Origin of the sequence: Mycobacterium sp. 236(2023), from assembly GCF_029623955.1 — a bacterium.
Taxonomy (GTDB): domain Bacteria; phylum Actinomycetota; class Actinomycetes; order Mycobacteriales; family Mycobacteriaceae; genus Mycobacterium.
This window is the reverse complement of sequence record NZ_JARSBP010000002.1, coordinates 1,061,784-1,076,336: the sequence shown is the minus strand read 5'-3', so window position 1 is coordinate 1,076,336 and position 14,553 is coordinate 1,061,784. Positions and strand designations below refer to the sequence as shown.

The 14,553-nt window shown below is 66.9% G+C and carries 12 protein-coding genes; 8 read left to right on the top strand and 4 right to left on the bottom strand.

Annotated features, from left to right (window positions below):
- The first annotated feature begins 1 nt into the window (after position 1).
- From nuoL to P9A17_RS07645, 4 genes are read left to right on the top strand one after another with little or no spacing between them, the layout of a single operon-like run.
- Positions 2-1,885 carry an NADH-quinone oxidoreductase subunit L gene (gene nuoL, locus P9A17_RS07660; RefSeq protein WP_278037956.1) on the top strand — a complete coding sequence of 628 codons (1,884 nt, stop codon included), beginning with the start codon at positions 2-4 and terminating at the stop codon, positions 1,883-1,885.
- A 20-nt stretch (positions 1,886-1,905) separates the two neighbouring features.
- Entirely contained in the window at positions 1,906-3,441 is a 1,536-nt protein-coding gene (locus tag P9A17_RS07655) for an NADH-quinone oxidoreductase subunit M (RefSeq protein WP_278038647.1), read from the top strand.
- Complete coding sequence (gene nuoN, locus P9A17_RS07650; protein ID WP_278037955.1) at positions 3,438-5,021, top strand: NADH-quinone oxidoreductase subunit NuoN; 1,584 nt, start codon at positions 3,438-3,440, stop codon at positions 5,019-5,021. Before P9A17_RS07655 ends, nuoN begins: the two co-directional genes overlap by 4 nt.
- Before the next feature lie 12 nt (positions 5,022-5,033).
- Positions 5,034-5,810, top strand: a complete 777-nt coding sequence (locus P9A17_RS07645) for an enoyl-CoA hydratase (RefSeq protein WP_278037954.1) — start codon at positions 5,034-5,036, stop codon at positions 5,808-5,810.
- 96 nt (positions 5,811-5,906) lie between these two features.
- On the opposite strand, the gene P9A17_RS07640 is transcribed toward P9A17_RS07645, so the two are convergent.
- Together P9A17_RS07640 and P9A17_RS07635 are read right to left on the bottom strand one after the other, a co-directional pair.
- Positions 5,907-6,596: a PIG-L family deacetylase gene (locus tag P9A17_RS07640; protein WP_278037953.1), complete on the bottom strand. Its 690-nt coding sequence runs from the start codon at positions 6,594-6,596 to the stop codon at positions 5,907-5,909.
- On the bottom strand, positions 6,583-7,185 hold the full coding sequence (locus P9A17_RS07635; protein ID WP_278037952.1) for a TetR/AcrR family transcriptional regulator: 603 nt from the start codon (positions 7,183-7,185) through the stop codon (positions 6,583-6,585). Before P9A17_RS07635 ends, P9A17_RS07640 begins: the two co-directional genes overlap by 14 nt.
- Positions 7,186-7,251: 66 nt before the next feature.
- Here P9A17_RS07635 and P9A17_RS07630 point away from each other — a divergent pair, with 66 nt between their 5' ends.
- On the top strand, positions 7,252-8,388 hold the full coding sequence (locus P9A17_RS07630) for a phosphotransferase family protein (RefSeq protein WP_278037951.1): 1,137 nt from the start codon (positions 7,252-7,254) through the stop codon (positions 8,386-8,388).
- Positions 8,388-9,503 (top strand): hypothetical protein, encoded by a 1,116-nt coding sequence (locus P9A17_RS07625; protein ID WP_278037950.1) that lies wholly within the window; start codon positions 8,388-8,390, stop codon positions 9,501-9,503. Before P9A17_RS07630 ends, P9A17_RS07625 begins: the two co-directional genes overlap by 1 nt.
- A gap of 3 nt (positions 9,504-9,506) precedes the next feature.
- Here P9A17_RS07625 and P9A17_RS07620 read toward each other — a convergent pair whose 3' ends face one another.
- On the bottom strand, positions 9,507-11,033 hold the full coding sequence (locus P9A17_RS07620) for an NAD(P)/FAD-dependent oxidoreductase (RefSeq protein WP_278037949.1): 1,527 nt from the start codon (positions 11,031-11,033) through the stop codon (positions 9,507-9,509).
- Between the two features lie 103 nt (positions 11,034-11,136).
- Between P9A17_RS07620 and P9A17_RS07615 the strand changes: the two genes are divergently transcribed.
- On the top strand, positions 11,137-12,483 hold the full coding sequence (locus P9A17_RS07615) for a flavin monoamine oxidase family protein (RefSeq protein WP_278037948.1): 1,347 nt from the start codon (positions 11,137-11,139) through the stop codon (positions 12,481-12,483).
- On the opposite strand, the gene P9A17_RS07610 is transcribed toward P9A17_RS07615, so the two are convergent.
- Positions 12,456-13,430: an alpha/beta hydrolase gene (locus P9A17_RS07610; protein ID WP_278037947.1), complete on the bottom strand. Its 975-nt coding sequence runs from the start codon at positions 13,428-13,430 to the stop codon at positions 12,456-12,458. The two genes, P9A17_RS07615 and P9A17_RS07610, sit on opposite strands and share 28 nt — an antisense overlap.
- A 120-nt stretch (positions 13,431-13,550) precedes the next feature.
- On the opposite strand from P9A17_RS07610, the gene P9A17_RS07605 reads away from it, so the two are divergent.
- Positions 13,551-14,525 (top strand): NADPH:quinone oxidoreductase family protein, encoded by a 975-nt coding sequence (locus P9A17_RS07605; protein WP_278037946.1) that lies wholly within the window; start codon positions 13,551-13,553, stop codon positions 14,523-14,525.
- Positions 14,526-14,553: the final 28 nt, after the last annotated feature.

Genomic DNA, 14,553 nt, shown 5'->3' with positions numbered 1-14,553 from the left:
GATGACTCTTCCCGTGTGGCTGCTCATCGCGCTTCCACTCGCCGGTGCGGCCGTCCTGTTGCTGGGCGGCCGGCGAACCGACGGGTGGGGTCACCTCCTCGGCACCGCCGCATCGCTGGCGTCCTTCGTCTGCGCCGCAGTGCTGTTCACCGGCATGCTCGGTCGCGGCGCGGAGGACCGCGGCGTCCACGAGACGCTGTTCAGCTGGGTTCCGGTCGGCGAACTGCGTGTGGATTTCGGGCTCCAACTCGACCAGCTTTCGATGTGTTTCGTCCTGCTCATCACCGGTGTCGGGTCGCTGATCCACATCTACTCGATCGGCTACATGGCGCACGATGCGCAGCGGCGAAGGTTTTTCGCGTATCTCAACCTGTTCCTGGCCGCCATGCTGCTGCTCGTGCTCGCCGACAACTACCTCGGCCTCTACATGGGTTGGGAGGGTGTGGGTCTCGCGTCGTACCTGCTGATCGGATTCTGGTCGCACAAGCCGTCGGCGGCGACGGCCGCCAAGAAGGCGTTCGTCGTCAACCGGGTCGGCGACATCGGTCTGGCCGTTGCGCTGATGGTGATGTTCACCGCGATCGGGGCGGTGTCGTTCACGGCGGTGTTCGAGGCCGCACCGCAACTCGGCGAGGGCGCGCTGACAGCGATCGCTTTCATGCTGTTGTTGGCGGCGTGCGGGAAGTCGGCTCAGGTTCCGCTGCAGTCGTGGCTCGGGGACGCGATGGAAGGCCCCACGCCGGTGTCCGCCCTCATCCACGCCGCGACGATGGTCACCGCCGGTGTGTATCTGATCGTGCGGTCGGGTCCCGTCTTCGACCTCGCACCGCACGCCCAGACCGCCGTCGTGGTGGTCGGCGCCGTCACGCTGCTCTTCGGCGCGGTGATCGGTTGCGCCAAGAACGACATCAAGAAGGCGCTCGCCGCGTCGACCATGAGCCAGATCGGCTACATGGTGCTGGCCGCCGGCCTCGGACCGGCCGGGTACGCGTTCGCGATCATGCACCTGCTGACGCACGGCTTTTTCAAGGCCGGCCTGTTTCTCGGTGCGGGTTCGGTGATGCATGCGATGGACGACGAGGTCAACATGCGCCGCTACGGCGGGCTGCGCAAGGCCCTGCCGATCACGTTCGCCACCTTCGGTCTCGGATACCTCGCGATCATCGGCATCCCGCCGCTGGCCGGGTTCTTCTCCAAGGACGGCATCATCGAGGTGGCCCTGGGTGCCGGCGGCGCCAAGGGCGTGATCCTGGGCGGGGCAACGATTCTCGGCGCCGGGATCACCGCGTTCTATATGACGCGGGTGATGCTGATGACGTTCTTCGGCGAGAAGCGGTGGGCCTCCCACGTACACCCGCATGAGTCACCCGCCGTGATGACGTGGCCGATGATCCTGCTGGCGATCGGGTCGGTGACGGCGGGCGGCGCACTGGCCATCGGCGGAACCCTGGAACATTGGCTGGAACCGGTGGTCGGTTCGCACGAGATCCACCACGTCCTGCCGGTCTGGGTTGTCACCGCGATCGTGCTGTCGGTCGTTGCTGTCGGCATCGTGGTCGCGTACCGGATGTACGGATCTCGGTCGGTACCCGAGGAGGTCCCGGCCGGATCGGCGCTGACCGTCGCCGCTCGCGCCGATCTGTACGGGGATGCGTTCAACGAGAAAGTGTTGATGGGGCCCGGCTTGAACTTCACCCGCGGACTGGTCGAACTCGACGACGAGGCTGTCGACGGTGTGGCCGGGGGCCTTGCGGCCGGGGTGTCGCGTCTCTCGGAAAGGCTGCGGCAGTTGCAAACCGGCTTCGCCCGCTCGTATGCGCTGTCCATGCTGGCGGGCGCCGCGGTCGTCGTCGCCATGATCCTGGCGGTGAACCTGTGGTACTGACCGTCTTGTGGGCAATCCCGATGGTGGGCGCGGCCATCGTGATGCTGTTGCCCGCCGCGGCGCGAAATCTCGTGAAGTGGGTGGCACTGGCGGTATCGCTCGCCGTGCTCGCCGTCACCGTCGTGATCGCGGTCGGTTTCGATCCCTCGGGCGAGCAGTACCAGTTCGTCGAGAACTATCGCTGGATACCGTCTTTCGGCACCGGCTACATCCTCGGCATCGACGGCATCGCGCTGGCGCTGGTGGTGCTCACGGCGGTGCTGCTTCCCATCCTGATCATCGCCGGCTGGAACGACGCCCGCGACGAACTCAGCTGGGGCGGCCGCTCGGTCCACATCTACTTCGCGCTCACGCTGGCGGTCGAAGGCATGGTGCTGATCTCGCTGGTGTCGCTGGACATCCTGCTGTTCTACGTGTTCTTCGAGGCGATGCTGATACCGATGTACTTCCTCATCGGTGGCTTCGGCGGCGAGAACCGGAGCAAGGCCGCGGTGAAGTTCCTGCTGTACAACCTTTTCGGTGGACTGATCATGCTCGCCGCTGTCGTCGGCCTGTATGTCGCGACAGCGAACAGCGGCGCCTTCGATGCGGGCACGTTCGATTTCCGTGCGATCGTCGCCGCGGTGTCCAGCGGCGAGTTCGTCGTCAACCCTGCGGTCATGCACCTGCTTTTCGGCGGGTTCATGTTCGCCTTCGCCGTCAAGGCTCCGCTGTGGCCGTTCCACCGCTGGCTGCCGGATTCGGCCGTGGAGGCCACACCCGCCAGTGCCGTGTTGATGATGGCGATCATGGACAAGGTCGGCACCTTCGGCATGATCCGTTATTGCCTGCCGCTGTTCCCCGACTCCGCAGCGTGGTTCAGCCCCGCGATCATCACGCTCGCCGTCATCGGCATCGTCTACGGCGCCGTCGTCGCGATCGGCCAGACCGATGTGATGCGGCTGATCGCCTATACCTCGATCTCCCACTTCGGCTTCATCATTCTCGGAATCTTCGTGATGACCACGCAGGGCCAGTCCGGGTCGACGCTGTACATGGTCAACCACGGCATCTCGACGGCGGCACTGTTCCTGATCGCCGGCTTCCTGGTGTCGCGCCGGGGATCCCGGCTCATCTCCTCCTACGGCGGCGTGCAGAAGGTCGCGCCGGTGCTGGCCGGTACGTTCCTGGTGGCCGGCCTTGCCACGTTGTCGCTGCCGGGGCTGGCACCGTTCATCAGCGAATTCCTGGTTCTGATCGGCACGTTCACCCGCTATCCGGTGTTCGCGGTGCTGGCGGCCAGCGCCCTGGTCCTGTCTGCGATCTACATCCTGTGGATGTATCAGCGGATGATGACCGGCCCGGTTCCGGCGGTGCTCGTCGAAGGTGACTCCAAGATCCGTGATCTGGTCCCGCGCGAACTTGCCGTCGTGGTACCGCTGATCGCGCTGCTGCTGGTGCTCGGCATCTATCCGAAGCCGGCACTCGAGGTCATCAACCCCGCCGTCACCCACACGCTGACGACGATCGAACAGACCGACCCGGCACCCCGGATGGCGGAAGGCCCGGTGCGATGAACGTCCCCACGCCCTTGCAAACACCTTCTGTCGAATACGGTCTCATCTCGCCGATGCTCATCGTGTTGGGCGCCGCAGTGCTCGGTGTCCTCGTCGAAGCGTTCCTGCCGCGCCGTCAGCGGTACACCACCCAGGTCGTCCTCAACCTGGTCGCACTGATCGCGGCGTTCGTCGCGGTCGTTCTCGTCGCCCGGGATCTACACGGCGGCACGGGCGTTGCCGCCGTGATGGGTGCGGTGGCCATCGACATGCCCGCGCTGTTCCTGCAGGGCACCATCCTGCTGGTCGGGGTCCTGGGCATCCTGCTGATCGGCGAGAAACAGATCGGAGTGTCGGGCGAAGCCGAAAATGGCAGAGGCCTGGATGCTTTCACGCCGCAGGCATCGGCCGTCGCCGGAAGCGTCGCCGAGAAGCTGGCCACGAGAGCAGGCGTCATTCAGACCGAGGTCTTCCCGCTGACGATGTTCGCCGTCGGCGGCATGCTGCTCTTCCCCGCATCCAACGACCTGCTGACGATGTTCATCGCGCTGGAGGTCCTGTCGCTGCCGCTGTACTTGCTCTGCGGGCTGGCGCGGCGCCGTCGGTTGCTCTCGCAGGAATCCGCGCTGAAATACTTTCTGCTGGGAGCGTTCTCGTCGGCGTTCTTCCTGTACGGCGCCGCCATGCTGTACGGATACGCTGGCACGCTGAAGCTGCAGGGCATCGCCGATGCGGTCTCGTCCGGAACCGGCAAGCTGTCGCTGGCGCTGATCGGCATCGCACTGTTGCTCGTCGGGGTGCTGTTCAAAGTCGGTGCCGTGCCGTTTCATTCGTGGATCCCCGACGTGTATCAGGGCGCGCCCACTCCGATCACCGCGTTCATGGCAGCGGCCACCAAGATCGCGGCGTTCGGCGCGATGCTGCGCATCTTCTACGTGGCGCTACCCGAACTGCGCGACGACTGGCGTCCGGTGCTGTGGGCGATCGCGATCCTGACGATGGTGGTCGGCACCGTCACTGCGGTCACCCAGAACGACGTCAAACGCATGCTGGGCTACTCGGCGGTGGCGCACAGCGGCTTCATCCTCACCGGTGTGATCGCCGGCAACGAGGCGGGTCTGTCGTCGACGCTGTTCTATCTGTTCGCCTACGGGTTCTCCACTGTCGGTGCATTCGCCATCGTGAGCTTGGTGCGCGACGCCGACGGCGAGGAGGACACCGCGATGGCGCGCTGGGCCGGCCTGGGCAGACGTTATCCTCTTGTCGGCATTGCCTTTTCCCTTTTCCTACTTGCCTTTGCGGGGATTCCGTTGACGAGTGGGTTCGTCAGCAAGTTCGCCGTCTTCAAGGCGGCGGGAGAGGGCGGCGCGATCCCGCTCGTCGTGGTCGGCGTCGTCGCGAGCGCGATCGCGGCCTACTTCTATGTACGCGTGATCGTGTTGATGTTCTTCACCGACCGGCCCGACGACGCCCCGACGGTGGTGGTCCCCAGCGCGTTGACCACGGCCGTCGTCACGGTCACCGCCGCCGTCACGTTCGCGCTGGGCGCACTGCCGCAGCCGTTGCTGGACCTCGTGAATTCGGCTGACCGCTTCTTCTGATACCAACTAGGGATGACCGCTGACCTTGTGTTGACCGCCGACCGCGACGGCGTACGCGTGATCACGCTGAACCGGCCGTCGGCCAGGAACGCACTCTGCCGCGACCTGATCCGCGCGTCCTATGCGGCGTTGACCGAGGCCGATGCCGACGAAGCGGTGCGGGCCGTCGTCCTCACCGGCAGCGATCCGGCGTTCTGCGCCGGGGTGGATCTGAAAGAGGCTGCCCGCGATGGTCTCTCGTACTTCGACGAGTTCCGGTCCCAGAGCTGCATCGCCGCGGTCGCGCAGATGCGCACGCCGGTGGTCGGTGCGATCAACGGCGCCACCTTCACCGGCGGTTTGGAGATGGCTCTCGGGTGTGACTTCATGATCGCCTCGGAGCGCGCGGTATTCGCCGACACCCATGCGCGGGTCGGCATCCTGCCCGGCGGGGGCATGACGGCACGGCTGCCGCAGTTGGTCGGTGTGGCGATGGCGAAGCGGTTGTCGATGACCGGCGAGGTGGTCGACGCCGTGCGCGCCGAGCGGATCGGGTTGGTGACGGAGGTGGTCGCGCACGAGGCCCTGGTGGAGCGTGCCGTGGAACTCGCCAGGCAGATCGCCGAGGTGCCACGCGCGACGATGCGCAGCCTGAAGGAGATCTACACGTCGGGCGCCGCAGCCGTCGTCGACCCCGCACTCAAGGCCGAGGAGACGATCGCGTTCGCTCAGCACCGTGAGTTCGAGGGCCTCGGCGATAAATTCAGCGCGGTGTCGCAGCGGAACAAGGAACAGATCGACCGCGGCTGAACCACACCCCTTGCACCGCGAGCGCGCGTGTCTGCACGCAAAAACGCCGCCCAGCTTGGCATTTCGCGCACGCTCGCGGCGCGAATCTCCCGGCACTTACGGGCGGCGCTGGATGAACTCCACGGTCGGACGCCCATCGAACGAAGGCGTCGCCTCCTCGACCTGTCGGCGCGCCTGCTCGACGACGGGAGTATCGGGGTCGAGCACCCGCAGATACACCTCGTGTGCTGCCAAGGAAGCCACCGCGGTATCGACGAAGCCGTCCACCGGCTGCCCGTGGGTCGCGCCGGGTCCGTTCTCGAAGAGCCATCTCGGCGGCGAGTCCAGCGAATCGTAAGCTGCCGCAACAGCGTTCGCGAACTCGATGTGGTCGCGCTGGTTGGGCATCCCTGGCCCCCACTCCGGCCCGCTGTAGATCGTGACGACGACGTCGGGTTCGACCTCCTCGATCGCCGCCGCGATCCGGGCGCGCAGGCGTGGGGTGTCGCGCACCTCGGTGTCGGCGAAATCCCAGAACGTCACGTCGTCGACGCCGACGATCGCCGCAGAACGCCGCTGTTCGCCCTCCCGCAGCGGGCCGGCCTGGTCGGCGGGCATGCCCTCGATCCCCTGTTCGCCGCGTGTCGCCAGCGCATAGCGAACTGTTCGGCCCGCCGACGTCCACGCCGCCACTGCGGCACCGATGCCGTACTCGGGATCGTCGGGATGGGGCACGAGCACCAGCGCGGTACGCCAATCCTCGGGGAACGGTTCCAGCCCGGCCGCCACGTCCCTACGCCACGACACCGTGCAGCAGGATGTCGGTGGTCTTGTCGACCCACGCCGTGTCGGCCAGGTCCTCGGGGGTCTGCAGCAACGCCAGCAGCGTCGCGCCGCCGACGAGGTTGACGAGCCGGTCCGGATCGACGCTGTCGCGCACTTCGCCACGCTCGACCGCATCGTGGAGCCGCCCGCCGACCAGCGCGAACAGATCGGTGAAGCGGGCCCCGATCCGGCCGGTGAGCTCGGGGTTGGCCGACATGTCGGCGATCAGGCCCGGTAGGGCTGCCTGCACGACCGGGCTGAGGAAGACGTCGCGCGCGGCTTCGATCATCGCGCGCAGATCAGCCGCGATGTCGCCGGGCGGCGCCTGGATGGCTGTCGGAGTCACCGGAAAGGCCGCCTCGTGGACGAGCTCGGCCTTGCTCGACCACCGGCGGTACAACGCTGTCTTCGTGGTGCCCGCGCGTTCCGCGACGGCCGCCATCGTCACGTTCGAATATCCGATTTCGACAAGTAGATCCGCGGTGGCTTGCAATATGGCAGCGTCAATCCGCGGATCCCGCGGGCGTCCGGCGCCCGGGGTCTTGCCTACCGGAGACGGGTCTGATTTCATATCGCTACCCACGGTATCGTATTAGTGCCGTGCCGTGACCGCGTTGCGGCAGGAAGGACTGTTTCTGTGTCCAACGAACCCGCCGTCGACAACGTGGACCGGCTCCAGCGCTCCAGCCGCGACATGTCCCACGTGCCGACGGCCCTGTCACAGTGGCTGTCGACACTGCTGCCGAACACCACTCCCGATATCACCGTGGAGAGCGGCATCGATGCCAACGGCATGTCCTCCGAAACGATTCTGTTGCAGGGGCGCTGGCTGCAGGCCGGCAGCCCGGTCGAGCACAAATGGGTCGCACGGGTCGCGCCCGCCGAAGCGGACATCCCCGTGTTCAAACACTACCGTCTCGACCACCAGCACGAGGTGATGAGGCTGGTCGGTGAGCTGACGGATGTGGCGGTTCCGCCCGTGCGCTGGCTCGAGAGCACCGGCGACGTGCTGGGCCGCCCGTTCTTTCTGATGGATCGCGTCGACGGTGTCGTCCCTCCCGACGTGATGCCCTATACGTTCGGCGACAACTGGTTGTTCGACGCTCCCGCCGAGCAGCAGCGCAACCTTCAGGACCGCACGGTCGAGGTGCTCGCCAAGCTGCATTCAATCCCGAACGCACAGCAGGTCTTCAGCTTCCTGCAGGACATCGATCCGCCCGGTGAGACGGCACTGCACCGCCACTTCGGATGGCTGAAGGACTGGTACGCGTTCAGCGTTCCCGACATCGGGAGCTCCCCGCTGGTCGAGCGGGCGCTCGCATGGCTGGAGGACCACTTCCCCGACGATGTCGCCGCCACCGAACCTGTTCTGGTGTGGGGAGATTCGCGCATCGGCAACGTCATGTACGAGGACTTCACCCCCGTCGCCGTCCTCGACTGGGAGATGGCGACCGTCGGACCCCGGGAGTTCGATGTCGCGTGGATCAGCTTCGCGCACATGGTCTTCCAGGAGCTCACCAAGCTGGCCGGGATGACGGGGATGCCGGACTTCCTCCGCGAGGACGATGTCCGCGCCACCTACCGCGACCTGACGGGTGTCGAGCTCGGCGACCTCGACTGGTTCTACGTGTACTCCGCAGTGGTCTGGTGCTGTGTCTTCATGCGCACAGGGGCCCGTCGCGTGCATTTCGGGGAGATCGAGAAACCTGACGACGTCGAATCGCTGTTCTATCACGGATCGCTGCTCAAACGACTGATCGGAGAGACCGCCTGATGCTCGGACCGATGGACGAATACCCGATTCACCAGGTGCCGCAGCCGATCGCCTGGCCGGGGTCGTCGGATCGCAACTTCTATGACAGGTCCTACTACAACGCCCACGACCGCACCGGCGACATCTTCGTCGTCACCGGTATCGGCTACTACCCCAATCTCGGGGTGAAGGACGCCTTCCTGCTGACGAGGCGCGGGGACACCCAGACGGCGGTGCACCTGTCCGACGCCATCGACGGCGACAGGCTCAACCAGCACGTCGGCAACTACCGCGTCGAGGTCGTCGAACCACTGCGCAAGCTGCGCATCGTCCTCGACGAAACCGAAGGTATCGCAGCCGATCTCACGTGGGAAGGCCTGTTCGACGTCGTCCAGGAACAACCCCACATCATGCGGCGCGGCAACCGGGTGACGCTGGACGCACAGCGCTTCGCGCAGGTTGGTACATGGAGCGGCCAACTCTCCATCGACGGGCAGGACATCGCCGTGGACCCCGCGCAGTGGCTCGGCACCCGGGACCGGTCATGGGGCATCCGGCCGATCGGCGAAGCCGAACCCGCGGGCCGTCCCGACCACCCGCCGTTCGAGGGCATGTGGTGGCTGTATGTGCCGATGGCGTTCGACGACTTCGGCATCGTCGTCATCATCCAGGAGGATCACCTGGGCTTCCGTTCGCTCAACGACTGCACGCGGATCTGGAAGGACGGCCGCGTCGAACAGCTGGGCTGGCCGCGCGTCCAGATCCACTACCGATCTGGCACCCGCATCCCGACCGGCGCGACGATCGATGCGACCGCATTCGACGGCAGCCCAGTCCACTTCGAGGTGGAGTCCAAACTGCCCGTGCCGATTCACGTCGGCGGCGGCTACGGCGGTGACTCGGACTGGATCCACGGCATGTGGAAGGGCGAGAACTTCACCGAGCGCTTCACCTACGACATGACCGATCCCGCGATCATCGGGCGCGCAGGGTTTGGCGTCATCGATCACGTCGGCCGGGCAGTGTGCCGCGACGCCGCCGGCGTCGAGCACGAAGGGTGGGGCTTGTTCGAGCACGGAGCGCTGGGCCGCCACGACCCGTCCGGTTTCGCCGACTGGCTGACCGTCGCCCCCTAGCTATCAACCGGAATTGCGTTCCAGCAGAACTTCACTCGATCTATTGCTGCTGCGATGCAATTCCGTCGAGGCACGGCCGAACACCATCGATTCGTCGATGCGGTCGAAGCGCGCGTCGATCGCGTCGAGCACAAAGTTGTGCCGCACGTTCCACGGCCGGTGCGTGCCGGACTTCGGCAGTACGTGCGGAGCGCGATGCACGTAACCCGCATTGATGTTCCAGGCCGGCTTCTCCTCCATCGTCACCCCACCAAGATGCGGGTAGGCGTGGGTGTAACCATGAGAGTCCATGTGCGCCAACAACTTCGCCACCGCACGCGCGGTGAGGTCGGCTCGCAGCGTCCACGACGCGTTGATGTAACCCACGCACCAGGCCAGGTTCGGGATGTCTTCGAGCAGATGTTCTTTGTAGACGAACCGGTCGGCCGGCTTGACCTCCTGGCCGTCGACACGCAAGGCGATGCCACCCAAAGCCTGCAGCTGCAGACCGGTCGCGGTGACGATCACGTCGGCGTCGACCCGGTCACCGGACTTCAGCACCACGCCGTCGGCGTCGATGTGGTCGATCTGATCGGTGACGACCTCGGCGCGGCCATCGGCGATCGCCTCGTAGAAGTCGCCCTCCAGGATCAGGCACAGCCGCTGGTCCCACGGGTCGTATCGGGGCTTGAAATGCGTGTCCACAGGATAGTTTTCGGGCAGATGACTCTTCGCGACCGTCCGGATCAACCGTCTGGTGAAGCGTGGCGCTTTCCTGGCGAGACCGTAGAACGCCACGATGAACATCACGTTGTAAAGCCACGCCAGGCGGTAGCCGAGCTTGCGCGGTGGCACCCTGCGCAACAGGTTGACGACGGCGTTGACCCGTTGACCGGACATCAGATACGTCGGTGAGCGCTGCACCATCGTGACATGGCCGGCGGTGCGCGCCAGGGCCGGAATCATGCTGATCGCCGTGGCGCCGCTGCCGATGACGGCGACCCGCTTGCCGGTGTAGTCGAGGCCCTCGGGCCACAGCTGTGGATGCGCCACCGTCCCGCCGAACGTGTCGATGCCGGGGAACTCGGGCCGGTACGGGTCGTCGTAGTTGTAGTAGCCGGTGCCGAAGAACAGGAACCTGGCCCGATACACCCGCGGGCCGCCCGTGTCCTCGACGTGCACCGTCCACGCGTCGGTCGAAGAGTCCCAGTCGGCCGAGGTGACCCGGGTGTCGAACCGGATGTGTTCGTCGATGCCGTGCTTGCGGGCGGCGTTCGTCAGGTACATCCGGATATCTTCGCCGTCGGCGACGTTCTCCGGGCGATCCCACGGCTCCCACGGGAACGACAGCGTGAAGATGTCGCTGTCGGACCGAATCCCGGGATACCGGTGCAGGTCCCAGGTCCCGCCGATGCGTGAACGCCGCTCCAGGATCGTGTATTTCAGCTGGGGATTGCGTTCCTGGATCCGGTAGGCAGCACCGATTCCGGAAATGCCCGCACCAATGATCAGAACGTCAGAGAACTCGTCGTCGCGAATACCACCCTGCACCCGCAACCTCCTTTGGTCCGGTCACGTACCACCCTAGAACGATTTCGGCGTGAATATCGGCGCTCAGCGACGAGAACCACGCCGAATCCGCGAGGATGGGCCGATGGTCGACGTCGTGGTCGTGGGCGCGGGATTCGCAGGGCTGGCAGCGGCGCGGGAACTGACCCGCCTCGGGCGCGACGTGACGGTGCTGGAAGGCCGCGACCGCGTCGGCGGTCGGTCCTATACCGGGTTCGTCGGCGGTGTGGCCGTCGACTTCGGCGCGACGTTCGTCGGGCCGACGCAGGACGCGGTGTTGACGCTGGCCAAGGAGCTGGGTGTCGAGCCGGTGCCGACGTACGGCCGCGGCAAGAACCTGATCCGGTGGCGCGGCCGGGTGCGCTCGTATCGCAGCACGATCCCCCGGCTGTCGATCCTCGAGCTGCTCGACGTGTCGCGGATCCAGTGGCGCTTCGACCGCATCCGCACGAAGGTCCCGGTGGACCAGCCGTGGACGTCGCCGATCGCCGCGGACCTCGACGCCATCTCGCTCGATGACTGGCTGCGCTCGGTGCACGCGGGTGCGTCCACCCGCGATCTGATGGCGATCATGTCGCGGGTGACGTGGGGCGCCGAGCCCGATGCGGTGTCGATGCTGCACGCGGTCCGCTACGTCGGGGCTGCCGGCGGCCTCAACCGCATGCTCGACGTGGAAGGCGGTGCGCAGCAGGACCGCTTCGTGGCAGGAACCCAGCAGATCGCGCAGCTGATGGCCGACGAGCTGGGCGAACGCGTAGTCCTGAATACCCCGGTCCGGCGCATCGCGCGCCGTCCCGATCGCACGCTGACCGTGACGACGGATCGCGGTGAGTTCTCGGCGGGCGCGGTCGTCGTCGCGGTCCCGCCCGAGCATCGCGCCGGCATCGCCTTCGATCCCGCGCTGCCCGCCGAGTATGACGAGCTGAACCGGCACTGGCCGCAAGGTCATCTGAGCAAGGCCTACGCGGCGTACTCCACCCCGTTCTGGCGCAGCGACGGCCACTCCGGTGAGGCGCTGTCGGACGAGGGCCCGGTGTTCATCACGTTCGACGTCAGCCCGGGCGATGCCGGCCCCGGCGTGCTGCTCGGCTTCACCGACGCCCGCACCTTCGATCCGCTGCCGCCGCAGCAGCGACGCGAAGTCGCGCTCGCCGGATTCGCCGCCCTGTTCGGCAACGCTGCGCTACAGCCGCTGGACTACGTTGATCATTGTTGGGGTGCAGAACCTTTCGCGCCCGGCGGCCCGACGGCGGCGGTGCCGCCCGGCTCGTGGACCACGTATGGCCGCTGGCTCAAGGCACCGGTCGACGGCATCTTCTGGGCGGGCACCGAGACGGCGGACAGGTGGACCGGCTTCCTCGACGGCGCGGTGCGCTCAGGAGTTCGCGCCGCAGGCGAAGCCCATCAGGAACTGACGCGGCGCTTCTCCTGAGCAGTCACCGACTCGACCAGCCACCGCAACTGCGCGTTGACATCGTCGGGCCGCTCCAGGATCGCGCAATGGCCCCCGGACAACTCCACAAAGCGGGCCAGGTTCGGTGCGGTCGCGGCGATGCGGCGCGACGAGACCATCGGCAGCAGCCGGTCTTTCTCGCTGCCGATCACCAGCGTGGGCACCGTGAGGTTCTTCAGCGCGATGTGCCGCGGCCCGAGGTTGTCGATCAGCACGCGGGCCCAGGCGCCGCGGCCCGCCGGCGGGGTGCCGTTGAACAGCTCGAAGACGAAGTCGACGATCGCCGGGTCGGCATCGCGGCCCACCGCGATCACCGACACGAAGCGGCGGCTCGGCCGGTCCGCGGCGCGCATCAGCGGAGCGCCGCCGAATGTCCGCAGCATCCCGCCCGCCGCGCGCACCCTGGCGTCGGCGAAACGGGCGGGCACGGGCAGCAGGTTGACATTGCGCAGCAGGTCACCGGTCGTCGTGTTGATCAGCGCCACGGCGTCCGCGCGCTGGGCGACGCGCTGCGGAAGACGCTCGGACCACGCCGAGATCGCGATGCCGCCCATCGAGTGTCCGGCGATGACGGCCCGCTCCCCCGGCGCCAGCGTCGCCTCGAGCACCGCGTCCAGGTCGGCGGCGAGGTAGTCCAGGCTGTAACCGCCGCGACGGGGCGGCACTCCGCTGCGGCCGTGGCCACGATGGTCGAAGGCGATGACCCGGTAATCCCTTGCCAGGTCCGCGATCTGGTAGGCCCACACCCGGATGGCGCAGGTGATGCCGTGCGCCAGCACGATCGGATAGCCGTCCTCGGGACCGAACACCTCGGTGTGGATCCGGACGCCGTCCTTGGACCGCACGTCGACCACCCGGCCCGGCGGCAGGGCTTCGGCGGGACCGAATCCCCCACGCCGCAGTCGGGTGCTGCTGCCTCGTGCCATCTGTGCTCCTCGGGTTCGGCGACGGTGCCGGGTACGTGACTGTACCCGGCGGGCACCACCGGCAACCTCGGATCGCCGGGTGGGTTAAATGGTCTGCGGCGACGACACAGGAGGCCGACCATGCGTGCAATTCAGATAGCCGAGCTCGACGGGCCGCAGGCCGCGAAGGTCGTCGATATCGACGAACCCACCGGCGACGACGGCACGGTGCTCGTCGACGTCCACGCCGCCGGGGTCGCGTTCCCGGACGCGCTGCAATCTCGCGGGCTCTACCAGTACAAGCCCGAGATGCCGTACACGCCGGGCGCCGAGATCGCCGGCGTGGTGCGCAGCGCGCCCGACGGTGCGCACGTGCAGCCAGGCGATCGGGTGATCGGTCTGACGATGCTGTGCGGCGCGATGGCCGAAGTCGTTGCGCTGCAGCCAGAACGGGTGTTCAAGCTCCCCGATTCGCTGTCGTTCGAGGCGGGCGCAGGCGTGCTGTTCAACGACCTGACAGTGCAATTCGCGCTGCGTACCCGCGGCCGGTTGGCACCCGGTGAGACGGTGCTCGTGCATGGCGCCGCCGGTGGTATCGGAACATCCACGCTGCGCATGGCGCCCGCGTTCGGCGCGTCACGCACCATCGCGGTCGTCAGCACCGAGGAGAAGGCGGCCGTCGCTCGCGCGGCGGGCGCGTCGGACGTCGTGCTTGCCGACGGTTTCAAGGATGCGGTCAAGGAACTGACCGGGGGCCGCGGTGTGGACATCGTCGTCGACCCGGTCGGCGGCGACCGGTTCACCGATTCGCTGCGCTCCCTGGCGCCGGGCGGGCGGTTGCTGGTCGTCGGTTTCACAGGCGGCGAGATCCCGACGGTCAAGGTGAATCGTCTGCTGCTCAACAACGTGGACACCGTCGGCGTGGGCTGGGGCGCGTGGACTATGACACATCCCGGCTACCTGCAGGAACAGTGGGCCGATCTGGCCCCGCTGCTGGCTTCCGGCGCGGTGCCCGCACCCGAACCCGTGGTGTATCCGCTCGAGAAGGCCGCCGAGGCGATCGCGTCGCTGGAAGATCGCTCGGCCAGGGGCAAGGTCGTCGTCGCCGTCCGCTGACACATTTTCGTCCGGTAAGAGACGGAAG